The sequence below is a fragment of the Alphaproteobacteria bacterium genome (genome assembly GCA_015231795.1).
GTDB lineage: Bacteria > Pseudomonadota > Alphaproteobacteria > Rhodospirillales > WMHbin7 > WMHbin7.
In genome coordinates this window covers 302260-325679 of sequence record JADGAX010000001.1, presented here as the reverse complement: position 1 = coordinate 325679, position 23420 = coordinate 302260, and the positions used below count along the sequence as shown (strand labels likewise).

Below are 23420 nucleotides of genomic sequence, written 5' to 3'. Positions count from 1 at the left end.
GGCAGCAAACGCCATTTTCAGGCTCTACACAATCCAACCAAGGCGGCGGCAACGATAGAAGCCGTCGATATGCCATAAGTGAGCGCATATAGGACATAATGCCGCATAATAGGTGTTAATAAGTGTTATCGGCGTAAATATTTTAGCACAGGACCACGGGCATATACACCATGCTAAAAAAGGTAATAATACATAAATCACTCTTGACCGTCTGACGCACCAAATGATAAGCCCGTATTGGTGGTGGAGCTGGCATGGCTCCGCCCATTGGCTAACCTGAATAAGCGAAAGGAAAACGTTCATGTCTTGGTTGAAACTCAAACGTCCGATGGACGAGTACACGAGCGTCGATAAAGGCGACATTGTTCTGGCGAAACGCGCCCTGAACCAACTCGGCTATTATCAGCCGCCGATTGGCAATGAACTAGGTGCCTGGGTCGACAACAATCTGTTTGACGGCATCCGCCGTTTCCAGCGCGACAACCGCCTTAGGGTGGATGGCGTGATGAAGCCGGGCGGCCCCACGGAAACGGCGATCAATCGGCAAATGAGCCGTGATTCCATTTCAGCCCCAGTTCCCAGAAATCTACTGTCCTTTGAAAGAACAGCGGGTTGCTCTTGTACGGAATGGGACGACCAACCCTGGAAAAGTTACTGATTCAAGGTTTGACTGGGGAAACGTGGCCAAAAAAGAGATGCGAAGATGAAGCTGCAATCAGCAACCGATCTTGTCGTCATGCCGAGAACAGACGGGCTTATGCTTTACAATCGGCGCAATCTGAAAGCGGTTACGTTTCCCTTGGGTGTGGAACCGCGCTTGCGGCAGGCTGTTCGCGTCAAGACGCCTCTTCCTCCTTCGTGGCTTAAGAAGGCATTTGACCAATTGGAAGTCGTACCAACTCCGTGGCATGAAATGATTTGCCTGCGTACGCGATCGGAATTCGATTACCGACGCGTCACCTGGGAGTTAACCGAAAAGTGTAACTTCCGATGCGTGCACTGCTATCTGGGCGAAAAGCTGCACAACGGATTGCCCATGGAATCCCGGCTAAGAATACTGGACAAAATTGCTGAGGCCGGTTGCATCTGGGTTCAGCTTACAGGCGGCGAGGCCCTTGCCGATCCACTATTCGAATCAACATATCGAGAAGCCTGGAAGCGCGGTCTTATGGTGACTGTGCAAACGAATGGGGCCTTGTTGTCTCGCTGGATTGGTTTGTTCCAAGACCTTCCTCCTTGGCGAATTACCTTCAGCCTCTATGGCGCTTCACCGACTTCCTTTGCGGCAATGACCGGCGCTGCTCCCAGTAATTATTATGAAGTCATGCGCGGCGTGAAAAAAGCGGCGATTTCTGGGATACGGCTGCGGGCAACGATCATTGCTGCAAAGCCAAATGCCCATGAAACGGCAGCTATGGAAAATATGATGCTCGACTTGGGCGTCGAGCATCACACCTATTCCAGGCTTGTGCCGACAGTTCAAGGTGGCAGACGGCCTCTAAAACAAGAGGCAGATATCGGTCGTTTGCCGGTCTATTTCATGCCCAAATCAGGTTGCAACGGCGGAGTCAACTCCTTGCATATCCACGCCAGCGGTCAGGCAGGACCGTGCAAGCTGCTGCCCAATATCGCTGTTGATCTGCTTTCTGAAAACATCTCAGATATAAAGCGGCTTGCCTTTCATCCTGGAACCAGAAGCGCAAAACCCGAGTGCGAAACATGCTCGGCACAGGAAATGTGCATGACCTGTGGTCCCGTTTACGCCCTACATAAGAAAGCAGGGAGAATACCTGCTCATGTGTGTTGGCGCGATGCCGGATTGTTGTGATGCAGCAAGTTCCTCAGCCAATCGCCAGCATCTTTTCGGCAGTGCCACCAATGGCTATTAGCTATATATAGGTAATCTTGTTAAGAGTGTGCGCTTGAGTTATGTTCTCATTCTTCTTGATGAGGAACGATGAAATGAACAATGACCACTCTCGAATTTCCTTATTTCGGCTTGCGCCAGAGTCTGAAGGCTCTGAGGAACTGGCGCTGCGTTACGCCAGCCAATTGTCCGATCTTCTGAATGCAGATACCGGCCTGCCGGAATCGATCCGTGGAACGTCTTCGAGGAGTGACGAAACGCCTGAACATTTTCTCTCTTACACGAGCGAATGGTGCAAAGCGAAACATGCTCTGAACTTTGCCGTTCTTCTGGATGGAGAAATAGCAATCGGGAACATGTCGCTCAGCCATATCGACATCGAGGCGAAGACGGCGCGCACAGGTTGCTTTTTTTCGAGCCGACATGAGGGGGTGGGGTATGCCGCCTATGCTTTTGCCAAGTTGATTGAAACGGCAAGAAACCTCGGCATTAAGTCGGTCAGCGGTGATATTCCCGATATTGCAATCGTGGAGTCGTCTATTTGGGAAAAATGTGGGGCAAAAATCGAGATGGATAAGGCTGAAGTTCTTGCGAGCATTCTCTAGTCGCTGTCGCTTGCGGAATTGTGCAGCATGTTGGGGGGTAAGTTCGCGCTTCTCGGGGACGTCGAAAGCTGCTTGACGAGATTCGTCGGTTGTTGCCCCGAATGTTGCCCAGGGATTGTCGACAGATCAATAACTGCCGGTGAGATTATCTAACTCTTTGGAAATATTGGCTCCGGCGGTAGGACTCGAACCTACGACCCGACGGTTAACAGCCGTCTGCTCTACCACTGAGCTACGCCGGAATAGCCTTTACTTCGTTTGGAGGCACGGGCCGGAATTGAACCGGCGTACGCGGTTTTGCAGACCGCTGCGTAACCACTCCGCCACCGCGCCGACCCAACGGACACCTCGCAAAATCACAAGGGGGGTCCCCCCGTGAGAGCGGGCTTTATAAACGCAAGAAATCCAGAAATCAAGCCCGGGGTTGCGAAGGCCCTTTTCCTCCACTATAACCGCATGAGCCTGCCGATTTTCATACCAGACAAGGGTTGTTACATGGATCAAGCCGTCGCTCGCCGCAACATGGTCGATAGCCAGATTCGCCCCACGGGCATCGACGACCTTCGGCTGATCGATGCCATGGGCCGGGTCCCGCGCGAGGCGTTCCTACCCAAAAGCGATCATGGGCTGGCCTATATGGGCGGCGAGATCGAGGTGGCGCCGGGGCGCGTTCTTTCCGCCCCCCTGACCTTGGCTAGGCTGATTCATCTGGCAGCCATCAAGCCGAGCGACGTCGTTTTGCATGTTGGGTCGGGGGCCGGCTATGGTTCGGCGGTCCTGGGGCATCTGGCTTCCACCGTGGTGGCGCTCGATTCGGACCCCTTTTTGACCGAAACGGCCAACCGGGTGCTGTCCGACCTGGGTATTTTGAATGTTGCCGTGCTGCAGGGCGATATGGCCGTGGGCTATCCCAAACAGGCTCCATACGACGTGATCCTGATCGAGGGACTGGTGGACGAAGTGCCCGAGTCGCTGATGTCCCAACTGGCCGAGGGGGGGCGTTTGTGCACGCTTCTATCGGTAAAATCGGGGCATTTGGGCCGGGGTGTGGTCTATCTGAAGAGCCATGGCGCGCTAGGCAATCGGGCCATTTTTGATGCCAGCGCCACCCCCTTGCCGGGGTTCGAGGCGAAAGCAGGCTTCATTTTCGCTTAACCTTTTCTAGGGTATCTTTCCAAGGGTTGTAGTTTACGTCTTGCTATTCAAGGCGCTCCTACTATCCTTTGTGGCTAGCCTGTAGAAGGTCAGAGTAATGAGCGGTCGCTTTTTCCCGGCGTTGAAATCTAGCCCAGCCCTGTTGGCCCTGGCCTTTGCGGCGGGATTCTTCGTTGTGCCCGCCAATGCTCAAAGTTTCGAGGAGGCGTTGGCTCAGGCCTATGCCACCAATCCCACCTTGCAGGCCAAGCGCGCCAAGCTGCGCGCCACCGACGAAACCGTAACCCAGGCCTTGGGCAATTGGCGTCCTACGGTGACCCTGAAGGGTGATTACGGTCGCATGCGCCAGGAATCGAACGGCGCCACGCCGCCCGATCAGGTGCGCAATCCCCGTTCGGGCAAAGTGACGATCTCGCAGCCGGTTTTCAGGGGCGGGCGCACGGTCGCCGCCACCAGGAAGGCCGAGAACAACGTGCTGAGCGAACGGGCGCAGTTGCTGGCCGCGGAACAGACTTTGCTTTTGTCGGCCGCCACCGCCTATCTCGACAATCTGCGCGATCTGGCCGTGCTGGAGCTGAACCGCAACAATGAGCAGGTTTTGAAAAAGCAGATGGAGGCCACGCGCGACCGCTTCCAGGTGGGCGAGCTGACCCGAACCGACGTGTCGCAGGCCGAAGCCCGCCTGTCTCGCGCCGAGGCTCTGCGCGTCAAGGCCGAGGGCGACCTTCGCGCGTCGCGCGCCGCCTATATGTCGGTCATCGGCGATGCGCCGCGTGAATTGACCGGGCCAGCCCAGCCCAATGGCCTGCCCGCCAGCCTCGATGATGCCGTGGTTCAGGCCAAATCGGCCCATCCCGACGTGGTTTCGGCCCAGTATGCCGAGAAGGCCGCGCAGAAGAATGTATCGCTGGTGGCGGGCGAATTGCTGCCCACCTTGTCGCTTGACGCAGATGCCGGCCGCAACTGGCGCAGCACCTCCATCCGCTCACGCTCGGAAACGGTAGAGGTTCTGGCCTCGCTCAGCGTGCCGATCTACGAGGGCGGAACGGCCACCTACGCCCGGGTGCGCGAAGCCAAGGAAGTGGCCGGCCAGCGTCGTCTGGAAATCGATCAGACGGTGCGCACCGCCATCGAGACCGCGACCAAGGCCTGGGAAGGGCTTGAGACGGCCAGGGCGCAGGTCAAATCCTATGCCGACCAGATCAAGGCCAGCGAGATCGCCCTGGAAGGCGTCAAACGCGAGGCGGAAGTGGGGTCTAGGACCGTGCTCGACGTGTTGGACGCCGAGCAGGAATTGCTGGACGCCAGGGTCAATCTGGTCAAGGCGCAGCGCGATCAAACGCTGGCCGCCTATCAGTTGAAATCGGCGGTCGGCAAGCTGACCGCGGCAGAATTGGGCCTGAAGGCGGATATCTACGATCCGACGCTTCACTACGACAAGGTTCACAATAAATGGTTCGGCACGCATGTTGACGAACCGAAGGTTTCACCCTAGGGGATAATGGGGATATGGCCGAGGGGGATAAGAGAAACTGGATATTGGTCGATCGGTCTGGCAAGCCGTGTCCAATTGACGTAATCTTTCCCCGCACCAATGGGTACGGCTTCCCGTTGACGGACAAGCGGACGAAGGGACCATGAGCGAAGACAAGGCCCAGCAAGAACCGTCGATGGAGGATATTCTGGCCTCGATCCGTCGGATTTTGTCCGAGGACGAGGCGGAACAAGCCGCCCAGCAGGCCGCTCCTGCAGCGCCTGCGCCGGAACCCGAGCCTGAAGACGAGCCTTTGCCGCTCGATTCGATGCTGATTTCAGATGGCGATCTTCCCGCCCTTGACCCCGAACCCGAGCCGGAAGAAGAAGTGCTCGATCTGGGCGAGGAATTGGTCGAGGAAGCAGCGGAAGAAGAAGAAGACATTCTGGAACTGAGCGAACCCGTGCCCGAGCCACTGCCGGAACCGGAACCCGAACCACTGCCCGAGCCGGAACCCGAGCCGCTGCCGGAACCTGAACCCGAACCCGAACCCGAGTTCGAGCTTCCCGCCATGCAAGAGGAAATGATCGATTTCCCACTGCCGCCCGAGCCGGAACCTGAACCCTATTACGAGCCGCCACCCCCGCCGCCGCCACCGCCCGTGGTCGAGGAAGCGCTGGTGTCGCCCCATGTCGCTCAAACTTCCACCAATCTGCTGGCCGAACTGGCCCGCGCCGTGGCTCGCGAACGCGGCATCGGCGTCGGCGTCGGCGGCGGAATTACCCTGGAAGAGATGGTGCGCGAGCTATTGCGTCCCATTCTGAAAGACTGGCTGGACGCCAACCTGCCTTACCTGATCGAACGCATGGTCAAGCAGGAAATCGAGCGCATGGTCGACCGGACGTCGAAGTATTAGCTAAACTGATATCCGGATTGACGTACGGTCCCTAATGCCTGATATTTAAAGGCATGAGCAGCGTTACTTTCGATAAGCTGGCCTATCTTGAAACCTTGAAGGCGTCGGGCATCCCCGAACCTCAGGCTCGGGCGCACGCGCACGCTTTGGATGACGCTTTACGCGATTCCGTGGCGACCCGTGAAGATGTGGCGCGGTTGGAAGCCTTGATTCGTGAAACCGAGCTTCGTCTGACAGTCAAACTTGGTGCGATGCTGGCGGCCTCGGTTGCCATCGTGGCTGCTTTGGTCAAGCTTCTTTAGCCTTCTCTTGATCTTCCTGCCTTCCTCTGCGATTCTCGGCCCCCTTTCGCCGTGACATTTCAGGAAGCCCAAGCCGTGCTGGATAAAACCTATTCGCCCAAGGACGTCGAACCCCGCCATTACGGCCAGTGGGAAGGGACGGGCGCCTTTGCCGCCAACACAAGTTCGAACGCCAAGCCCTACACCATCATGATGCCGCCGCCCAACGTGACGGGCAGCCTGCATATGGGCCATGCGCTGACCTTCACGCTGCAAGACGTGTTGATCCGTTATCACCGCATGAAGGGCATGGACGCGCTGTGGCAGCCGGGCACCGACCATGCGGGCATCGCCACCCAAATGGTGGTCGAGCGCCAGTTGGAAGGCGAGGGCAAGAACCGCCACGATCTGGGAAGAACCGACTTCATCAAACGGGTCTGGGAATGGAAGGCGGAATCGGGCGGCACGATTACCCGCCAGTTGCGCCGCCTGGGTGCTTCGCCCGATTGGGCCAAGGAACGTTTCACAATGGACGAGGGGCTAAGCGCCGCCGTGCGCAAGGTTTTCGTCGATCTCTACAAGAAGAACCTGATCTATCGCGACAAGCGCCTAGTCAATTGGGACCCCAAGCTGCACACCGCTATTTCCGACCTGGAAGTGGAAAGCCGCGAGATCAGGGGCAGCATGTGGCATTTCCGCTATCCCATCGAAGGGATGGAAGGCCGTTACATCGTGGTCGCCACCACGCGCCCCGAAACCATGTTGGGCGATACGGCGGTGGCCGTGCATCCGGATGATGACCGCTATAAGGATATCGTCGGCAAAAACGTCATTCTGCCCATCGTCGGGCGCAAGATACCCATCGTCGCCGACGAATATTCCGACCCCGAGAAGGGAACCGGCGCGGTGAAGATCACCCCCGCCCACGACTTCAACGACTTTGAAGTTGGCAAGCGTCACAATCTTCCCATGATCAACATTTTCGATCTCAACGCGCATCTCAACGAGAACGCGCCGGAAGAATATCGGGGCCTCGACCGTTTCGAAGCGCGTAAGCGCATCGTGGCAAAATTCGAGGAATTGGAGCTGCTCGACAAGATCGAACCGCATACGCTGATGGTGCCCTATGGCGATCGTTCCGGCGTGGTGATCGAGCCTTGGCTGACCGATCAATGGTTCGTCGATGCCGCCACTTTGGCCAAGCCCGCCATCGAGGCCGTGGAAAGCGGCAAAACAAAATTCGTGCCCAAGAACTGGGAGAACACCTATTTCGACTGGATGCGCAACATCCAACCCTGGTGCATTTCACGCCAAATCTGGTGGGGCCATCAGGTGCCCGCTTGGTACGGTCCCGACGGTAAGGTCTTTGTCGAACTGACGGAAGAGGCGGCACAGGAAACGGCGGCCAAACATTACGGCATGGCGGTCACCCTGACCCGCGACAATGACGTGCTGGATACCTGGTTCTCGTCGGCCCTGTGGCCTTTTTCCACGCTGGGCTGGCCCACCGAAACGCCGGAACTGAAGCGCTATTATCCCACCGACGTGCTGGTGACCGGCTTTGACATCATCTTCTTCTGGGTAGCGAGAATGATGATGATGGGCCTGCATTTCATGGGCGACGTACCGTTCCACACCATCTACATCCATGCCCTGGTCCGCGACGAAAAGGGCCAGAAGATGAGCAAGTCGAAGGGCAACATCATCGATCCCTTGGACTTGATCGAGAAGTTCGGCTGCGACGCGCTGCGCTTTACCTTGTGCGCCCTGGCGGCGCAGGGGCGCGACATCAAGCTGGCCGAAAGCCGGGTCGAGGGTTATCGCAACTTCGCCACCAAATTATGGAACGCGGCGCGCTTCACCGAAATGAACGAATGCAAGCCGGTGGCGGGTTTCGATCCCTGGCGCGTCGAGTTGACGTTGAATAAATGGATCTTGGCAAAAACCGCCGAGGCGGGCGACAAGGTGGCGCAAGCGCTTGACGCCTATCGCTTCAACGATGCCGCCAACGCCGCCTATGCCTTCGTCTGGAATTCTTTCTGCGATTGGTACTTGGAATTCGCCAAGCCGGTCTTCAACGGCACGGATGAAGCGGCCAAGGCCGAGACGCGGGCCACCACCGCCTGGGTGCTGGATCAGATTTTGCACCTGCTGCATCCCTTCATGCCCTTCGTGACCGAGGAACTGTGGGAAAAGCTGGGCGAGAACAGGGCAGGGCGCTTGATCGGCGCCCGCTGGCCAAGCCATGAAACTGCGCTGGCAGCACCTGAGGCCGAAGCCGAAATGGATTGGGTGGTGCGCCTGATCTCAAGCATCCGTTCGGTGCGTTCCGAAATGAACGTGCCGCCTGCGGCCAAACTGTCGCTGTTGCTAAAGGGGGCGTCAGACGCCACCAAGCAGCGTCTGGAAACCCATCGCCCGCTGATTCTGACGCTGGCGCGTTTGGATAGCGCGGTGGCCGATGACGCCGAAGCGCCCAAGGGAAGCGTGCAGGTGGTGGTCGATGAAGCCACGGCCATTCTGCCCCTGGCCGGTCATATCGATGTCGCCAAGGAAACGGCACGTTTGACCAAGGAAATCGCCAAGCTGGCCGACGATATAGGCAAGACGGAAAAGAAACTAAGCAATCCCGCCTTCGTCGAAAAGGCCGATCCCGACGTGGTCGCCGAAGCCCGCGAGCGCATGGCGGAACTGGCCGTCGCCAAAGGCAAACTGTCGGAAGCGCTGGAGCGGTTGAAGGAGATGTGATAAGAATAGCAACTTTTTCGCGTAGGGTGGCGTGGGATGTTGCGATTCGTATTGGGGATGCTGTTTTTCTTCGGATTGGCGGCAGAGGCCGGTGCCCAATCCATTCCGGTCGTCGATTCTGAATACAGCATCGGCAAACAGGTTTCCGGCTCTGTCCGCATCGGCAATGCCCATGTGGCCCTCCCTCCCGGCAATTTCACGGTCGCGGTTTTCGACGAGTCAGAGTCGACGGGCAGCGCTGCGATTCATTCGAAGCTTCATTTGGCTTGGCTGGTTCAAACGGTCGATGGCCGTCTGAATCGCGCCATCCTGCTCGAATCGAATACGGGAAATTCGTTGGTTGTCGGATGGAACCGCAACAAGGAAATCTGCGACCGTAAGGACGTTCATCATAACCTTTCGGACCAGAATTATTCGATCAATGATGCTTTGTGCTGGTCTGTGAACCATTACACGCTCACCCGGTCTTCAACGACATCGAAGACGACGGCGGCATTCTATGATTTCACGGACAAAATAAACCGGCCAGCCACGGCGCTGGTGAACGCATTTCATATTGTCAAAGATGACTCGTTTCTTCGTGCAATATATTATCAGAATCCCGAGACCGAAGGGTTCTATCCTGCCAAGCAGACATGGCAAATGAACGATTGGCATCATGACCGGATTCTGGGCGATTCGAAGCGGGTTGCCTATGTTTCGGCGGTCAAAGCCGAGGGCGAGGCGCTGTATAAACTTTACAAATCAGGCTTCGCCTTTGCGGGTTCCTCGCCGGTTGGGGATGCTGCTCAAGTGCTTTCCGCTGCTGTTCGGGTTAACAAGCCGGTCAGGTAATAATCTTATGCCGGAAGAAATCTTTCAGGGTTTCACCAAAAAGACGCTGCCGTTTCTGAAGAAGCTGGCGGCCAACAACGACAAGGCTTGGTTCGAGGCGCATAAGCAAGATTATATCGACCATGTGCGCACACCTCTGCGCCAATTGGTCGATGCGTTGGCGCCCGACATGCTGAAGATCGATCCCGGCTTTGATGTCGATCCCAAGGGGGTTGCGGTGTCGCGCATCCACAAAGATGTCCGTTTCTCGCGTGACAAATCGCCCTATCGCGTGCGGCAATGGATCGCATTCCGCCATCGCCGTGAAGATTGGCAGACGCGTCCCACCTTCTACATGGGCATCGGTCCCGATGGCTGCCGCTACGGCATGGGCTTCTATCAGGCGACGCCAGCGGTCATGAAGGCGGTGCGGGCGCGCATCCAGGCCAAACCCGTCGAGTTCCAGACCGCTATCAAGGCGATGACCAAGGCCGGGTTCCTGATCCAGGGCGACGCATATGCCCGCCCGAAAATTCCCGAAGGTTTGCCCGCCCTGGCGCAGGAATGGTTCCAGCGCAAGACCGTCTATTTCATCTTGGAACTGGAAGCCGACGATGCCTTTTACAGCAAGGCTCTGGTCTCGAAACTGAAGAAAGGCTTTCAGGCGGCGGCGCCGCTCTATCGGTTTCTAGCTCAATCAACATATTAACCGCTTTCAGGTTAAATTCATATATTCTATTGTTTTGTAATACGAAATTACCTATGCCCCTTGTCACGAGCTTGTGCCATGCTTATGTCCGATGGATATAGCCAGACCGCACAGGGGAGGCATCATGGCCATTGCCAAAAAACAGGTAGCCAAAGCGGCGCCTAAAGCTCCAGCCGACAATCTGCTGAAACTCTATCGCGACATGCTGCTCATCCGCCGTTTCGAGGAAAAGGCGGGGCAGTTGTACGGCATGGGTCTGATCGGCGGTTTCTGTCACCTTTATATCGGCCAGGAAGCGGTGATCGTGGGTTTGATGGCGGCGGCGCGCCCTGGCGATTCCGTCATCACCAGCTATCGCGATCACGGCCATATGCTGGCCACCGGCATGGACGCCAAGGGCGTGATGGCCGAACTGACTGGGCGCAGTACCGGCTATTCCAAGGGCAAGGGCGGCAGCATGCATATGTTCAGCCGCGAAACCGGTTTTTTCGGCGGCCACGGCATCGTGGCGGCCCAGGTGCCTTTGGGCACCGGCCTGGCCTTCGGCCACAAATACCGCGAGGATGGCGGCGTCTGTTTGTGCTTCCTGGGCGACGGTGCTGTCAATCAGGGCCAAGTCTATGAAAGTTTCAACATGGCGGCTTTATGGAAGCTGCCGGTGATCTATGTCGTCGAGAACAACAAATACGGCATGGGCACTTCGGTTGAGCGCGCCTCGGCCAGCACCGAATTGCACCGAAGGGGCGACGCCTATGGCATTCCCGGCGTCGCTGTCGATGGCATGGATGTGCTGGAGGTTGAGAAGGTCGGGCGCAAATGGCTGGCCCATGCCCGCGAAGGCAAGGGGCCGGTGGTGCTTGAGATGAAAACCTACCGCTATCGCGGCCATTCGATGAGCGATCCGGCCAAATATCGCACCAAGGAGGAGGTCAGCAAGGTCAGGGCCGAGCATGATCCCATCGACACGCTGGCCAAGAAGCTGTTGGACGGCAAGCTGGCGACTGAAGACTCCTTGAAGGAAATCGACCGCGAGGTGAAGGACATCTGCACCCAGGCCGCTGATTTCTCGCAATCCAGCCCCGAGCCGGATCTGGCCGAGTTGTATACCGATATTCTGGTGGAGGCCTGATCATGCCCATTCAGATTCTGATGCCGGCGCTGTCGCCCACCATGACCGAAGGCAAGCTGTCTCGCTGGCTGAAGGCCGAGGGCGACGCCGTCAAATCGGGCGACGTGCTGGCCGAGATTGAAACCGACAAGGCGACCATGGAAATGGAAGCCGCCGACGACGGCATATTGGGCCGCATCTTGGTGCCGGGCGGCGCCGAAGGCGTGAAGGTCAATACGCCTATCGGCCTGATCCTGACCGAGGGCGAGGACAAAAGCGCCTTGGATAAGGTGACGTCGCCCTCGCAGGCTCAGGCGCAAACGCCAGCCCCAGCCCCAGCCGCATCCGTTGCCGCGCCAGCCCCCCAAGCGCCGGTCGCGCAACCGATCTTGCAAAAAAGCTACAACGGCCCCACCAAACGCCAGACGGTGCGCGAAGCCTTGCGTGACGCCATGGCCGAAGAAATGCGCAACGATCCCAACGTGTTTTTGATGGGCGAGGAGGTCGGCCAGTATCAGGGCGCTTACAAAGTCAGCCAGGGTTTGTTGGACGAGTTCGGCCCCAAGCGCGTCATCGACACGCCGATCACCGAAATGGGATTCGCTGGTCTTGGCGTGGGCGCTGCTTTCGGCGGGCTTAAGCCCATCGTCGAATTCATGACCTTCAATTTCTCGATGCAGGCGATCGACCAGATTGTGAATTCGGCGGCCAAAACGCTGTACATGTCGGGCGGCCAGCAAAGATCCTCGATTGTCTTTCGCGGCCCCAACGGAGCGGCGTCGCGCGTGGCGGCCCAGCATTCGCAATGTTACGCCTCGTGGTACGCCCATTGTCCAGGATTGAAGGTGGTCGCTCCCTGGTCGGGCGAGGATGCCAAGGGCCTGCTGAAAGCCGCCATCCGCGATCCCAATCCGGTGATCGTCTTGGAAAACGAGATGATGTACGGCCAAAGTTTCGACGTGCCGGACGATCCCGATTTCACGGTGCCCATCGGCTTGGCCAAGATCGAGCGGGCGGGAGCCAGCGTCACCATCACCGCTTTTTCGCGCATGGTGGGCTTGGCGCTGGAGGCCGCCGAATTGCTGGCCAAGGAAGGCATCGAGGCCGAGGTGATCAATCTGCGCAGCCTGCGACCCCTTGATACGCCTGCCATCATTGAAAGCGTCAAGAAAACCAATCGCTTGGTGACGTTGGAGGAAGGCTGGCCCTATGCCGGAATCGGTGCCGAAATCGCAGCCCAAGTGATGGACCAGGCCTTCGACTGGTTGGATGCGCCGATTACCCGCGTGACCGGCGAGGATGTGCCCATGCCCTATGCCGCCAATCTGGAAAAGCTAGCCCTTCCAGATGTGGCGAAAATCGTCGCCGCCGCCAAGGCCGTCTGCTATCGGGGGAGCAAATGAACGCCCTGCCTCGTATCTTCGCCAGTCCCTTGGCGCGGCGCTTGGCCGCCGAGAAGGGGCTTGATCTCGCCTCACTGGCGGGTTCCGGCCCGCACGGGCGCATCGTGAAGGCGGATGTGGAATCGGCCAAGGCGAAACCTGTTCCTTCCGCACCAATTTCCGGTCAGGCCGAGGCGATACCCAACACGACGCTGCGCAAGACCATCGCCAAGCGCCTGACGGAATCGAAACAGACCATTCCGCATTTCTATCTGTCGGTCGATCTCGACATTGATCAGCTTTTGGATTTGCGCGAGAAATTGAACCAGCGGGCCGAAGGCTTCAAACTGTCGGTCAATGATTTCGTCATCAAGGCGTCGGCCAAGGCCTTGCGCCAAATTCCCGCAGCCAACGCCAGTTGGACGGAAGACGCCACGTTGCGTTATGCGGATGTCGATATTGCTGTGGCGGTGGCGGCTCCCGGCGGATTGGTCACGCCGATCATCCGCAAGGCGGATACGAAAACCGTGGCCCAGATTTCCGCCGAGATGAAAGCCCTGGCCGAGAAGGCGCGGGCCGGTAAATTGATGCCGGAAGATTATCAGGGCGGCGGCTTCACCATCTCGAATCTTGGCATGTACGGCATCAAAAGTTTCTCGGCCATCATCAATCCGCCGCAGGCCTGCATTCTGGCCGTGGGGGCGGGCGAGAAGCGCCCGGTGGTCAAGGGCGATCAGCTTGGCATCGCCACCCTTTGCACAGTCACGCTGTCGGTCGATCATCGCGCCGTGGACGGGGTGGTCGGCGCCGAATTTCTGGCGGCCTTCAAGAAATTGATCGAAGACCCGCTGGGGCTGCTGCTATGAGCGACACGTCGTTTGATCTCATCGTGATCGGCGCAGGACCGGGCGGCTATGTGGCGGCCATTCGCGCCGCACAGTTGGGCATGAAGGCGTGCGTGGTCGAGAAGGCCCATCTGGGCGGCATTTGCCTTAACTGGGGCTGCATTCCCACCAAGGCCTTGCTGCGTTCGGCGGAAGTTTTTCGCTTGATGCAGCATGCTGACAGCTTTGGTCTGGCGTCCCCCAATCCAGCCTTCGATCTGGCCAAAGTGGTGGCGCGTTCGCGCGCCGTGGCGGCGCAGTTGCAGGCAGGCGTCAAGCATTTGCTGAAGAAGAACAAGGTGACGGTGGTCGAGGGCCACGGGAAATTGGCAGGAAAGGGCAAGGTGGCGGTCGATAACGGCCCGACCTTGACAGCTCCGCATATTATCATCGCCACCGGGGCCAGGGCGCGGGTGATTCCCGGCCTGGAACCCGACGGCGATCTGGTCTGGACCTATAAGGAAGCGATGACGCCCAAAGGCTTCCCGAAATCCTTGATCGTTGTGGGATCGGGGGCCATCGGCATCGAATTCGCCAGCTTCTATCAGGCGCTGGGCTGTCAGGTGACGGTCATCGAAATGATGGACCGCGTGCTGCCGGTGGAAGATGAAGAGATTTCCGCCCTGGCCCGCAAGGCGTTCGAGCAGCAAGACATGAAGATTCTGACCTCGGCTTCGGTCAAGGGACTGAAAAAGGACAAGGATCAGGTCACGGTATCGGTCGAGGCGGGAGGCAAGACAAGCGAGATCGTGGCCCAGCGCGTGCTGGTGGCGGTGGGCGTTTCTCCCAATATCGAAAATCTCGGGCTGGAAGAAAGCGGCGTGAAACTTGAGAAGGGGCGCATCAATACCGACGCCATGATGCGCACGAATGTGCCGGGCATTTACGCCATCGGCGATGTGACCGCGCCGCCCTGGCTGGCGCACAAGGCCAGCCATGAAGGCGTGATCTGCGTCGAAGCCATCAAGGGGTTGAACCCGCATGCCTTGCATCCGCGCAGCATTCCCGGCTGCACCTATGCCCATCCCCAGGTCGCCAGCGTCGGTCTGACCGAGAAAATGGCCCGCGAGGCAGGGCACGAGGTGAAGGTGGGCCGTTTCCCGGCCATGGGCAATGGCAAGGCGATTGCGCTCGGCGAGACCGAAGGGCTGGTCAAAACCATCTTCGACGCCAAATCTGGCGAATTGCTGGGGGCGCATATGATCGGGCCGGAAGTGACCGAGATGATCCAGGGCTATTGCATCGCCCGCACCCTGGAAACCACCGAGGCCGAGCTGATGCAAACGGTCTTCCCGCATCCCACGGTTTCCGAAATGATGCATGAAGCAGTACTTGACGCCTGGGGCCGGGCCATTCATTTCTAATATTAGAACTTTGGTCTTAGATATTTGTCATGGCCGGGCTTGACCCGGCCATCCACGCCTTGTCAAAAGGATAAACGTGGATGCGCGGATCGCGCATGACGTTAATGGAAACGACGTAATGAACGAAATTACTCCTCCCAAGCCGCTGCGCAAGCCCGACTGGATACGCGTCAAAGCTCCGACCTCGGCGGAAGTGGCTGAAACCCGTAAATTGATGCGCGGGCTTCATCTGCATACTGTCTGCGAGGAGGCTGCCTGCCCCAATCTGGGCGAGTGCTGGAGCCGCAAGCACGCCACGGTGATGATCCTGGGCGACACTTGCACCAGGGCCTGCGCCTTTTGCAACGTGAAGACCGGCAGGCCCAATCCGGTCGATGCCGAGGAACCGGCCCATCTGGCCCATATGGCCGTCGCCATGGGCTTGAAACATATGGTGATTACCTCGGTCGACCGCGACGATCTTGCCGATGGCGGGGCTTCGCAGTTCGTGGCCGCCATCAAGGCCGTGCGTGAGGCTTCGCCCGGCACCACGATCGAAGTTCTGACGCCCGATTTCCTGAACAAGCCGGGCGCTTTGGAGGTTGTGGTGAATGCCGGTCCCGATGTCTTCAACCACAATCTGGAAACCGTGCCCCGCCTGTACCAATCCATCCGCCCGGGGGCGCGCTATTTCAACTCGCTGCGCTTGCTAGACGATGCCAAGAAGTTGAAACCTGACCTGTTCACCAAATCAGGCATCATGGTCGGGCTTGGCGAGGAAAAGGGCGAAGTGCTGCAGGTGATGGACGATCTGCGCGCTGCCAAGGTCGATTTCATCACCATCGGCCAGTATCTGCAGCCCACGGCCAAACATACGCCGGTCATGCGCTTTGTTGAACCCGCCGAGTTCGAGGATTACGCCAAGATGGCCCGCGCCAAGGGATTCTTGATGGTGGCCTCAACGCCGCTGACCCGCTCGTCGCACCATGCGGATCGGGATTTCGAGGAATTGAAATTGGCGCGCAGCCGCCACGCCAACCCTGCGCGCGAGCAGAGCTGATGCCGACCCATGCCGAAAAGCGCACGCTGCCTTATAGCTGCGAGCAGATGTATGACTTGGTGCTGGACGTCGAACGCTATCCTGAATTCCTGCCCTGGGTGATCGACGCCAAGGTGCTTTCGAACGACGGCAAGACCCTGGTCGCCGACGTCTGGGCGGGCTTCAAAATGGTGCGCGAGCGCTACCGCTCGCAAGTGACCATGAACCGGCCCCACCGCCTGGACATCACCTATACCGAAGGCCCCTTCAAGCATCTGAACAATCACTGGATTTTCGAGCCGGTTGCAAAGGGCGTGCGCATCGATTTCTATATCGATTTCGAATTCAAGTCGCGCCTGCTGCAAGGGCTGATGGGCGCCGTCTTCAACGAAGCTGTCGGCCGCATGGTGCTCAGTTTCGAGCGCAGGGCTAGGCAGATGTATGGAAGATAGGAAGGGCGCCCATCACGTCATTGCCGCTTCTTGGCATAGACGGCGTGGGCAACCTTCCTTCCATTTCTTCTCTACTTGTGGGCCAGACTTGCGTAAGCCCGCATGCCAAGTTTGGAGACGATCCACAAGGCGGCAACCGCCAGTGATGCTGCGGCAATTCCGGGAAGGGCATGGAAGAACATAACGATCGGTAACGGCATGACGGCCCCCTCAAGTTGTCGAAGGCTCAATTATGCCAAACCTTACCTGAACCTTACATGAATAAGAGGGTTGCAAGTTTTTAATTGATCAAAATCAAGGGGAATTCCATCCGGGTTCACTCGACCGGGTCATTGTCGATCATCACGGTATAGCAGCGTTTCCGAGTGTTTTCGCGGCAATAGTCAGTGGCTTCCTCGATGGCGGTCTCGATGTCCTTGCGCCCTGTTCTCCAACCATAATGACCATCAGACGACATGACGAAGGCCTTGTGATCGTTGGCCTCAAGATATTTCAAGAAGGCTTCCTTGCCCTTTTCCCCCAGTCCCTTGGGAAACGAGACCTTGCGCTCGGCCCTGGCTGGTGGCGGCGCTTGGCGGGGGCCAAGCTGGGCTTGTTGACCTAGAAAATCGTCCACATAGCGCGTCCAGGTCGGCGCTCCCTTTTCGGAAAACAAGAAGTGGCCGTCAGCGGCGAAACTTGGGGCGGCCACGAATTGGGCTTGGCCCCCGGCATCGACGAAGGCCCGGTGGAAGCTCTGGGCCAGGGTGGGGCCGAAGAAGTGATCATTCTCGGCGTAAACCCAAAGCATGGGAATGCGAGACGATCTGCCGTAGGCGGCAAAGGCCTTCAACAACTGGCTGGGGCCGCAAACTTCATCCGGTTTTGTCGAGCCGCGACCGCCCGCGAAATTGATGGCGGCGATCAGGCCGGGCGGGGGATCGGCGGTCAGGGCCACGGTGGCGAAACCGCCGGCGGATTGGCCGATGCTGATCACCTTCGATCCATCGACATAATCTTTCTTTCGCATCGCCTTGATCACGGCGCGCAGATCGTCGGCTGAATTGCGCCCGGCCGTTTCATAATCCGGCGACGAGCATTTGCCGTAACCTTCCATATAATCGCCATCGGATTCGCCATAGCCGCGGCGCATGAAAGCCACCGTCACCCAACCGCGGCGGGCGAATTCACGCGCCTGGGCGCGGTAGGAACGCGGACTCATTTCGGCGCGGGCGTCAACATTGCGCGGCGACCCATGATTGATGATCGCCAAAGGATGGGGCCGATCATCGTCGGGCCTTATGATCAGGGCTTCCAGGGTCAGCGTCTCGCCCGAGAAGGCGACGGGCAGGTCAACCTTTTCCTCGATCAAATCGGCGGCGAGGCTGGGGGTTGCCAGCAAGGCCAGCATGAAAAGCGATGATGCCAATAATTTCACGTCGGTTCGTCCTCAATCCATCATCGCCGCTTCGAAAGGATTCTCGCCCCTAAGCCATTGTTCCCAAAGAAGCCGTGAGGATGCTTCCATGCCCAGCACCTTGCGCAGATCCAGTTTGGGCAGGCTCAGCCCCTTTTCCATCATGCCGCGAGCCAGACCGGCCTGGATATGGGTGTAAATCTCGAAATGCGGCGGCCAGATCGGCACATCCAAACCGTCCTCGCCCACGCCTTTTTTGCAGGCCTCAACATCAAGCGAATGGAAGGCGCGGCACATCAAGGGGCGGTGCGCGTAGAAGCGGCAGTTTCCGGCATGGTCCAACAGCGGACAGCCAGGACGAGCCGACCTGGCCGCCAAGGTCACGGCAAAGCGAAAGCCGCACATTTCGATCATGCCCAGTAGAAGCAAGGCTTCGGGCGGGGTCAGCAAGATATGTTTGGTGTGGCAGCAATGGGTGCAGCCTTCCTTGCAATGGAAGGGGGGTGGGGGCGCGGCCATCTGGCGATGGCGGTCCAGCAATCCCTGGGCCGTCTCTTCCAAAAGCATGAACAGGTCGCTCAAACGCTCGGCCTCGTTGCCGCCAGCCATCGCCTCGACGGCGGCGTTGGCAACCGCCTGCTCGATCTCGTCTTCCAGACTCATGGCGACACCCCAGGACAGCCCGATTGCGACCAGAGGCGGGCGGCTAGGCGCAAGCGGTCCTTGGCCGTCATGATGTAGCGACCGATGGCGCGGCCCAGTTCGGCTCTTTCGGCGGATTGCGGGAACTGTGCTTGGCCGTCGTGGCCGACCGGGCATTCCTCGATCATCTTGAACAGATGCGAGCCGGGCGGGCAGTAATAGCGCAACAGCTTTTCAGGCGCTCTGGCCAGATTGAACAATCGCTGGGTGGCCTCGTAGAAGGCGACGTCCTCGCCAGCCAGTTTGGTGCGAAACAGCGCATCCTCGGGAAAGCCGCCCAGAATGTCGAAGACATGGCGCCTGAGCACCATGTTGGAGGGGATGGAGTTGAAGGTGATGTCGTAATGGGCCTGGGCAAGGTCGATGGGTGGCTCGGTCACGAAACCGAACTTCACCGCATCCCATTTGGCGTCGCGCTCCATCAGATGGATGGCGGCGGGCAGGGCGCCCGGCAGATATTCATCGTCGCAATCGAGAAAGGCAAGGTAGGTGCCGGGAAAACTTCTGGCCCCCAGATTGCGGGCGGCCCCCGGCCCGCCATTGTGGGGCATGGCAAGCGCCTTCACCTGGGGATGGCGGGCCGCCAATTGCTGGGCCAGGGCGAAGGATCCGTCGCTTGAGGCATCATCAACCACCGCCACTGTCATCGGGCTGACCTGCTGGGCCAGGGCCGACGCCACGGCGCGTTCCAGCGTGGCTTCGCCATTGAAGCAGGGAATGACCACCAGCAGGCTGTTGCTCATACCTTCTCCTGGAGGATGCGGGTTAGAAGGTCGAAGGCGGTCAGGGCGGCGGCTTTGCGGATTGCCGCCCGATTGCCTGGGAAGACGTGCCACCCATGGATTGTTTCATGACCTTTACGGGCGGCGGCGAAATGCACCAATCCCACCGGTTTGTCTTGCGTTCCGCCGTCGGGTCCGGCGATGCCGGTCACGGCAACGCCAGCAAAAACAGGGGCATGGGTCAGAATCCCATCAGCCATCGCCATCGCCACCTCTTGGCTGACCGCCCCATGGCTGGCGATCAGCGTGGCGGGAACGCCCAACAGGTCGGTTTTTGCGGCGTTGGAATAGGTAACGAAGCCGCGCTCGAACCACTGGGACGAGCCAGGTATCTCGGTCAAGGCCGCCGAAACTAAGCCGCCGGTACATGATTCGGCGGTGCCGATCATGGCGTTTCCCGCCTCCTTGCAGGCATCGAGCAAGCGGTGCGCGGCCCGGATCAGATCGTCATCCACCATCCCGTTCCCCTGCCCAAAAGGTATAGAAGAAGCCCCGCTGCGACGCCCGCCATCAGATCGTCCAGCATGATGCCCAACCCGCCCTTGATTTTGCGGTCAGCCCAGCCGATGGGGCCGGGCTTCAGAATGTCAAAGCCCCTGAAAAAGAGAAAGCCCAAAGCATAGGCCAGCAGGTCGGGCGGAACCAAGGCCAGGGCCAGCATCTGACCGGCGACCTCGTCGATCACCACTTCGGACGGGTCCTCGCGCTCTATGGCCTTGCGATAGATCTCGGATGCCAAAATGCCCAGAAGGAAGACAGCCAAGGCCGCCATGGCGATGGCGGCGGCTCCGCCCAGACTCGATAATCCCCAGGCCAAGGGCAAGGCGGCAAGCGAACCCCAACTACCCGGCGCGGGCTTCAATTTTCCGACGCCAAACCAAGTGGCCAGAGCAAAAGCCCAAAGCGGGGCCATGACTTATCCCTTCGTGAATGTCTGCAACCTTACTATCAGGTCATATCACGCGTCTAGTTAAGAAGAATATCAAAGATATGCTAGCAGTGTGTTGTAATATAATGAATTAACCAATAAATGTCGTTTTTAGTCGTATGTTTGACCGCTCAGCGCTTGCCACATCGCCCCAATTTGGCTAGGGTTTCGTGCTTCGGGCCGGAAAGTGGTTCGTTGCACCTTACCAAGTGACTGTTTTGCCAGGGCTGACGAGAAGCGTTTACCATGGCGGAGCAAGGCTTCCACGCTCGATCTTCATGCAAGATTGTGGGTGGCAAGTCGGTATAGGAAACGGCGAAAGGGGAGCTCGTCGGACTCATGTTCGATCCCGAGCGTTACGGTAAGTCTGCCTTATACCGGCGTCTTGAACGCTGGTTTCCGGAGCGTCAGTTCATTCTGCGCGCCGGTGGCGATGTCCGTTGCCTGACGCTGACCAGAAATCACCAGATTGCCGCCTCCCTAAGTCTTATCGTTTTTGCTGTCTGGCTAACCCTGTCCACGGCGTTCTCGTTGGGCTTCGGGGCGATGATGGCCGTGAAAACGCATGAGATTTCAGTGCTTGAGGTTGATCGCATCGCGCTTCGCGCCGAGATCGACGACCTAAAGCGTCAGGTCGCGGGCCTCAGCGGCGACCTTGGCCACCGTGAAGCCAAGGCCAAGCGCCTAGCCGACGACAATGTTCTTTTGTCCCGCCAATTGGCCGATGCTCGCAATGCGCTGGACAAGGCTGAAGCAAATCTGATCGACGGCGCCAAGGTCAGGGAAGAATTGGCCGGTCAGATGCGCGCCTTGCAGACAGACTTGTCGCAGGCGTTGGGCAATGTGGGCGTTGCCAAGCTGGATGCGACGGCATCCTTGTCCGACCGGCTGACCGTGCTGGGCAAGGGCGTTAAGGAATTGGTGGCGGTTCGCGATCACGAAAAGGCCCAACATCAGGAATTCGCGGCCAAATCCAGGCGGTTGGAGTTGGCGCTCGACGATGTGCGCGGCTCGCATGTCAGGCTGCTGCGCCGCTTTGGCGAAGTGGCGCTTGGCAATTCGGGCCAGCTTGAGAAGGCCATTTCGATGACCGGCCTGGACGTCAACCGTCTGGTGGCTTCGCACCGCGAGGAAACCGGCATGGGCGGTCCCTTCATTCCGCTCCCCAAGGATGATTTTGGCAATCCCGACATCCGGGCCGATCTGGCGGCGCTCAACCACCGCATTGATCGGTGGGACAGCCTGAACGCCTTGTTGAAGGTGTTGCCGATGGTTCCGCCGATGAGCGAGTTCTCGCTCAACAGCCAATTTGGCGCCCGCAACGACCCCATCAACGAACAGACTGGCATTCACGAAGGCATCGATTTGGGCGCGCCGATGCGCACGCCCGTCAGGTCGTCCGCCCTGGGCCGGGTGACTTTTGCAGGATGGAGCGGACGTTATGGGCGTCTGGTCAGCATCGATCACGGGCTGGGCGTCGAAACGCGCTATGCCCATCTTGATAAGATTGTGGTAAAGGTTGGTCAGAAAGTGGGGCCGGACACGACAATCGGCCTTCTGGGCAACAGCGGCAGATCGACCGGTCCTCACCTGCACTACGAAGTCAGGATCGACGACAGGCCGCGTGATCCAATGCGTTTTATAAAGGCGGGGCGCTATGTTCTCAAAGAGCAGCAGTAAGTCGGCGAACAACGGGCAGGCTTCGGTGCAGCCCGTATCCTCATCGCCAGCGAAACCCGGCGAGGCCGCCAAGCCCGTTCCGCCGTCGATCATCAGCAACGATTTGCGCATGGTCGGCGATCTGACCAGCAAGGGCGAGATTCACGTCGATGGCGTCATCGAGGGCGATATCCGCTGCCAAGTGCTGGTGATCGGCCAGTCGGGCGCCGTGACCGGGGAAATCATCGCCGACATGGTGCGCGTCCATGGCACGTTGACCGGCCAGATTCGTGCCCGCTCGGTGTTCCTGGCGGCTACCGCCCGCGTGGTGGGCGACATCGCGCATGAAAGTCTGGCCATCGAACCGGGCGCTTTCCTGGAAGGCCATTGTGGCCGTATGGACAAGTCGCAGGACTTGGCTGCCGTTCCCGCGGTCAACGACGTGGCGGCCAGCATTCCCACGCTGACCTTCTCGTCCGATCTGAAGGCGGCTTCGGCCTAAGTCTATAGCTTTAACAGGGTGATCAGGTCCGCCAGTTGGGCGATGACCGCCTTGGGCTGTCCAGGCAGCGGCTCGGGCAGGGCGTTTGTGCGGTTGATCCAGACGGCGTGAAAGCCGAAGGTGGCCCCCGCCGAGGCATCCCAGAAATTGCCGGATACGAAAACCGTCTCGCCGGGCTTGGCCTGACATTGCGCTTCGACCATGGCGTAGACCGAGGGATGCGGTTTGTAGATCCGCAGCCGGTCCACCGACAGCACATCATCCAGAACGGGTCCAATTCGGGCGCTGGCGATGGCGGCATCCAGCATCGATTGCGATCCGTTCGACAGAATGGCGGTTCGCAGCCCTGCGGATTTAAGCCTCTCCAGAGTCTGTTTGGCGTCGGGATAGGCGTCAAGCTGGCGGTAAAGAGCCATCAAAGGCGCATGCAACGCCGACATGTCCAGGCCCAGGGAGGAAAGGGACCAATCCAGAGCCTCGCCGGTCACCTGTTCAAAATCGACGAAATCGCCGCGCAGGCTGCGCAGCCAAGTATATTCCAACTGCTTTTGGCGCCACAGTCCCGCCAATGCTTTGTCCTGGCCACCCAGTTGGGAAGACAGGCGCCTGACGGCGGCAGCCACGTCGAACAAGGTGCCATAGGCGTCGAAGACGACGATTTTCGGTTTTTGCATC

Annotated in this window: 24 protein-coding genes and 2 tRNA genes; 18 read left to right on the top strand and 8 right to left on the bottom strand. The window is 58.7% G+C overall.

Annotation, left to right across the window (positions count from 1 at the left end):
• The first annotated feature begins 301 nt into the window (after positions 1–301).
• The 3 genes from HQL44_01525 (at position 302) to HQL44_01515 (ending at position 2472) form a co-directional block, all read left to right on the top strand.
• A complete protein-coding gene (locus tag HQL44_01525; protein ID MBF0267247.1) occupies positions 302–658 on the top strand; it encodes a peptidoglycan-binding protein in 357 nt (118 codons plus the stop codon).
• 45 nt (positions 659–703) lie between these two features.
• Positions 704–1828, top strand: a complete 1125-nt coding sequence (locus tag HQL44_01520; protein ID MBF0267246.1) for a radical SAM protein — start codon at positions 704–706, stop codon at positions 1826–1828.
• 134 nt (positions 1829–1962) lie between these two features.
• Positions 1963–2472 carry a GNAT family N-acetyltransferase gene (locus tag HQL44_01515; protein ID MBF0267245.1) on the top strand — a complete coding sequence of 170 codons (510 nt, stop codon included), beginning with the start codon at positions 1963–1965 and terminating at the stop codon, positions 2470–2472.
• A gap of 167 nt (positions 2473–2639) precedes the next feature.
• On the opposite strand, the gene HQL44_01510 is transcribed toward HQL44_01515, so the two are convergent.
• Both HQL44_01510 and HQL44_01505 read right to left on the bottom strand, forming a co-directional pair.
• A tRNA-Asn gene (locus HQL44_01510) sits at positions 2640–2714 on the bottom strand.
• A gap of 17 nt (positions 2715–2731) precedes the next feature.
• Positions 2732–2805, bottom strand: a tRNA-Cys gene (locus HQL44_01505).
• Positions 2806–2967: 162 nt separating this feature from the next.
• Between HQL44_01505 and HQL44_01500 the strand changes: the two genes are divergently transcribed.
• From HQL44_01500 to HQL44_01440, 13 genes are all read left to right on the top strand, one after another.
• Positions 2968–3627: a protein-L-isoaspartate O-methyltransferase gene (locus HQL44_01500; protein MBF0267244.1), complete on the top strand. Its 660-nt coding sequence runs from the start codon at positions 2968–2970 to the stop codon at positions 3625–3627.
• A 97-nt stretch (positions 3628–3724) separates the two neighbouring features.
• Positions 3725–5122, top strand: coding sequence for a TolC family outer membrane protein (locus HQL44_01495; protein ID MBF0267243.1), 1398 nt, complete (start codon positions 3725–3727; stop codon positions 5120–5122).
• A gap of 175 nt (positions 5123–5297) precedes the next feature.
• Positions 5298–6017 (top strand): DUF2497 domain-containing protein, encoded by a 720-nt coding sequence (locus HQL44_01490; GenBank protein MBF0267242.1) that lies wholly within the window; start codon positions 5298–5300, stop codon positions 6015–6017.
• 53 nt (positions 6018–6070) lie between these two features.
• A complete protein-coding gene (locus tag HQL44_01485; GenBank protein ID MBF0267241.1) occupies positions 6071–6319 on the top strand; it encodes a hypothetical protein in 249 nt (82 codons plus the stop codon).
• 75 nt (positions 6320–6394) lie between these two features.
• On the top strand, positions 6395–9046 hold the full coding sequence (locus HQL44_01480) for a valine--tRNA ligase (GenBank protein ID MBF0267240.1): 2652 nt from the start codon (positions 6395–6397) through the stop codon (positions 9044–9046).
• A gap of 36 nt (positions 9047–9082) precedes the next feature.
• Positions 9083–9880 carry a hypothetical protein gene (locus tag HQL44_01475; protein ID MBF0267239.1) on the top strand — a complete coding sequence of 266 codons (798 nt, stop codon included), beginning with the start codon at positions 9083–9085 and terminating at the stop codon, positions 9878–9880.
• Positions 9881–9887: 7 nt separating this feature from the next.
• A complete protein-coding gene (locus HQL44_01470; protein ID MBF0267238.1) occupies positions 9888–10568 on the top strand; it encodes a DUF2461 domain-containing protein in 681 nt (226 codons plus the stop codon).
• A 124-nt stretch (positions 10569–10692) separates the two neighbouring features.
• On the top strand, positions 10693–11697 hold the full coding sequence (pdhA, locus tag HQL44_01465; GenBank protein MBF0267237.1) for a pyruvate dehydrogenase (acetyl-transferring) E1 component subunit alpha: 1005 nt from the start codon (positions 10693–10695) through the stop codon (positions 11695–11697).
• A 2-nt stretch (positions 11698–11699) separates the two neighbouring features.
• Complete coding sequence (locus HQL44_01460; protein ID MBF0267236.1) at positions 11700–13079, top strand: pyruvate dehydrogenase complex E1 component subunit beta; 1380 nt, start codon at positions 11700–11702, stop codon at positions 13077–13079.
• Positions 13076–13924 carry a 2-oxo acid dehydrogenase subunit E2 gene (locus HQL44_01455; protein MBF0267235.1) on the top strand — a complete coding sequence of 283 codons (849 nt, stop codon included), beginning with the start codon at positions 13076–13078 and terminating at the stop codon, positions 13922–13924. The genes HQL44_01460 and HQL44_01455 overlap by 4 nt, the downstream gene beginning before the upstream one ends.
• Positions 13921–15306 (top strand): dihydrolipoyl dehydrogenase, encoded by a 1386-nt coding sequence (gene lpdA, locus HQL44_01450; protein ID MBF0267234.1) that lies wholly within the window; start codon positions 13921–13923, stop codon positions 15304–15306. The genes HQL44_01455 and lpdA overlap by 4 nt, the downstream gene beginning before the upstream one ends.
• Before the next feature lie 118 nt (positions 15307–15424).
• Positions 15425–16345, top strand: a complete 921-nt coding sequence (lipA, locus tag HQL44_01445; GenBank protein ID MBF0267233.1) for a lipoyl synthase — start codon at positions 15425–15427, stop codon at positions 16343–16345.
• On the top strand, positions 16345–16776 hold the full coding sequence (locus tag HQL44_01440) for a type II toxin-antitoxin system RatA family toxin (GenBank protein MBF0267232.1): 432 nt from the start codon (positions 16345–16347) through the stop codon (positions 16774–16776). Before lipA ends, HQL44_01440 begins: the two co-directional genes overlap by 1 nt.
• Positions 16777–17092: 316 nt before the next feature.
• Here the strand turns inward: HQL44_01440 and HQL44_01435 are convergent, their stop codons facing one another.
• Genes HQL44_01435 through HQL44_01415 form a run of 5 tightly spaced genes read right to left on the bottom strand, consistent with a single transcriptional unit; the run spans position 17093 to position 20569 of the window.
• Positions 17093–18193 carry an alpha/beta hydrolase gene (locus HQL44_01435; protein ID MBF0267231.1) on the bottom strand — a complete coding sequence of 367 codons (1101 nt, stop codon included), beginning with the start codon at positions 18191–18193 and terminating at the stop codon, positions 17093–17095.
• 12 nt (positions 18194–18205) lie between these two features.
• A complete protein-coding gene (locus HQL44_01430) occupies positions 18206–18835 on the bottom strand; it encodes a YkgJ family cysteine cluster protein (GenBank protein ID MBF0267230.1) in 630 nt (209 codons plus the stop codon).
• Positions 18832–19617 carry a glycosyltransferase family 2 protein gene (locus HQL44_01425; protein MBF0267229.1) on the bottom strand — a complete coding sequence of 262 codons (786 nt, stop codon included), beginning with the start codon at positions 19615–19617 and terminating at the stop codon, positions 18832–18834. The genes HQL44_01430 and HQL44_01425 overlap by 4 nt, the downstream gene beginning before the upstream one ends.
• Positions 19614–20114 carry a CinA family protein gene (locus HQL44_01420; GenBank protein MBF0267228.1) on the bottom strand — a complete coding sequence of 167 codons (501 nt, stop codon included), beginning with the start codon at positions 20112–20114 and terminating at the stop codon, positions 19614–19616. Before HQL44_01420 ends, HQL44_01425 begins: the two co-directional genes overlap by 4 nt.
• Positions 20096–20569: a phosphatidylglycerophosphatase A gene (locus HQL44_01415; protein ID MBF0267227.1), complete on the bottom strand. Its 474-nt coding sequence runs from the start codon at positions 20567–20569 to the stop codon at positions 20096–20098. Before HQL44_01415 ends, HQL44_01420 begins: the two co-directional genes overlap by 19 nt.
• 354 nt (positions 20570–20923) lie before the next feature.
• On the opposite strand from HQL44_01415, the gene HQL44_01410 reads away from it, so the two are divergent.
• Together HQL44_01410 and HQL44_01405 are read left to right on the top strand one after the other, a co-directional pair.
• Positions 20924–22264, top strand: coding sequence for a peptidoglycan DD-metalloendopeptidase family protein (locus HQL44_01410; GenBank protein MBF0267226.1), 1341 nt, complete (start codon positions 20924–20926; stop codon positions 22262–22264).
• Positions 22242–22745, top strand: a complete 504-nt coding sequence (locus tag HQL44_01405; protein ID MBF0267225.1) for a polymer-forming cytoskeletal protein — start codon at positions 22242–22244, stop codon at positions 22743–22745. Before HQL44_01410 ends, HQL44_01405 begins: the two co-directional genes overlap by 23 nt.
• Before the next feature lie 2 nt (positions 22746–22747).
• Here the strand turns inward: HQL44_01405 and HQL44_01400 are convergent, their stop codons facing one another.
• A complete protein-coding gene (locus HQL44_01400; protein ID MBF0267224.1) occupies positions 22748–23419 on the bottom strand; it encodes a haloacid dehalogenase type II in 672 nt (223 codons plus the stop codon).
• Position 23420 lies beyond the last annotated feature (1 nt).

Coding starts and splice junctions, on each gene's coding strand:
- HQL44_01525 (MBF0267247.1), top strand. CDS start 302: ATGTCTTGGTTGAAACTCAAACGTCCGATGGACGAGTACACGAGCGTC.
- HQL44_01520 (MBF0267246.1), top strand. CDS start 704: ATGAAGCTGCAATCAGCAACCGATCTTGTCGTCATGCCGAGAACAGAC.
- HQL44_01515 (MBF0267245.1), top strand. CDS start 1,963: ATGAACAATGACCACTCTCGAATTTCCTTATTTCGGCTTGCGCCAGAG.
- HQL44_01500 (MBF0267244.1), top strand. CDS start 2,968: ATGGATCAAGCCGTCGCTCGCCGCAACATGGTCGATAGCCAGATTCGC.
- HQL44_01495 (MBF0267243.1), top strand. CDS start 3,725: ATGAGCGGTCGCTTTTTCCCGGCGTTGAAATCTAGCCCAGCCCTGTTG.
- HQL44_01490 (MBF0267242.1), top strand. CDS start 5,298: ATGGAGGATATTCTGGCCTCGATCCGTCGGATTTTGTCCGAGGACGAG.
- HQL44_01485 (MBF0267241.1), top strand. CDS start 6,071: ATGAGCAGCGTTACTTTCGATAAGCTGGCCTATCTTGAAACCTTGAAG.
- HQL44_01475 (MBF0267239.1), top strand. CDS start 9,083: ATGTTGCGATTCGTATTGGGGATGCTGTTTTTCTTCGGATTGGCGGCA.
- HQL44_01470 (MBF0267238.1), top strand. CDS start 9,888: ATGCCGGAAGAAATCTTTCAGGGTTTCACCAAAAAGACGCTGCCGTTT.
- pdhA (MBF0267237.1), top strand. CDS start 10,693: ATGGCCATTGCCAAAAAACAGGTAGCCAAAGCGGCGCCTAAAGCTCCA.
- HQL44_01460 (MBF0267236.1), top strand. CDS start 11,700: ATGCCCATTCAGATTCTGATGCCGGCGCTGTCGCCCACCATGACCGAA.
- HQL44_01455 (MBF0267235.1), top strand. CDS start 13,076: ATGAACGCCCTGCCTCGTATCTTCGCCAGTCCCTTGGCGCGGCGCTTG.
- lpdA (MBF0267234.1), top strand. CDS start 13,921: ATGAGCGACACGTCGTTTGATCTCATCGTGATCGGCGCAGGACCGGGC.
- lipA (MBF0267233.1), top strand. CDS start 15,425: ATGAACGAAATTACTCCTCCCAAGCCGCTGCGCAAGCCCGACTGGATA.
- HQL44_01440 (MBF0267232.1), top strand. CDS start 16,345: ATGCCGACCCATGCCGAAAAGCGCACGCTGCCTTATAGCTGCGAGCAG.
- HQL44_01430 (MBF0267230.1), bottom strand. CDS start 18,835: ATGAGTCTGGAAGACGAGATCGAGCAGGCGGTTGCCAACGCCGCCGTC.
- HQL44_01425 (MBF0267229.1), bottom strand. CDS start 19,617: ATGAGCAACAGCCTGCTGGTGGTCATTCCCTGCTTCAATGGCGAAGCC.
- HQL44_01420 (MBF0267228.1), bottom strand. CDS start 20,114: ATGGTGGATGACGATCTGATCCGGGCCGCGCACCGCTTGCTCGATGCC.
- HQL44_01415 (MBF0267227.1), bottom strand. CDS start 20,569: ATGGCCCCGCTTTGGGCTTTTGCTCTGGCCACTTGGTTTGGCGTCGGA.
- HQL44_01410 (MBF0267226.1), top strand. CDS start 20,924: ATGTTCGATCCCGAGCGTTACGGTAAGTCTGCCTTATACCGGCGTCTT.
- HQL44_01405 (MBF0267225.1), top strand. CDS start 22,242: ATGTTCTCAAAGAGCAGCAGTAAGTCGGCGAACAACGGGCAGGCTTCG.
- HQL44_01400 (MBF0267224.1), bottom strand. CDS start 23,419: ATGCAAAAACCGAAAATCGTCGTCTTCGACGCCTATGGCACCTTGTTC.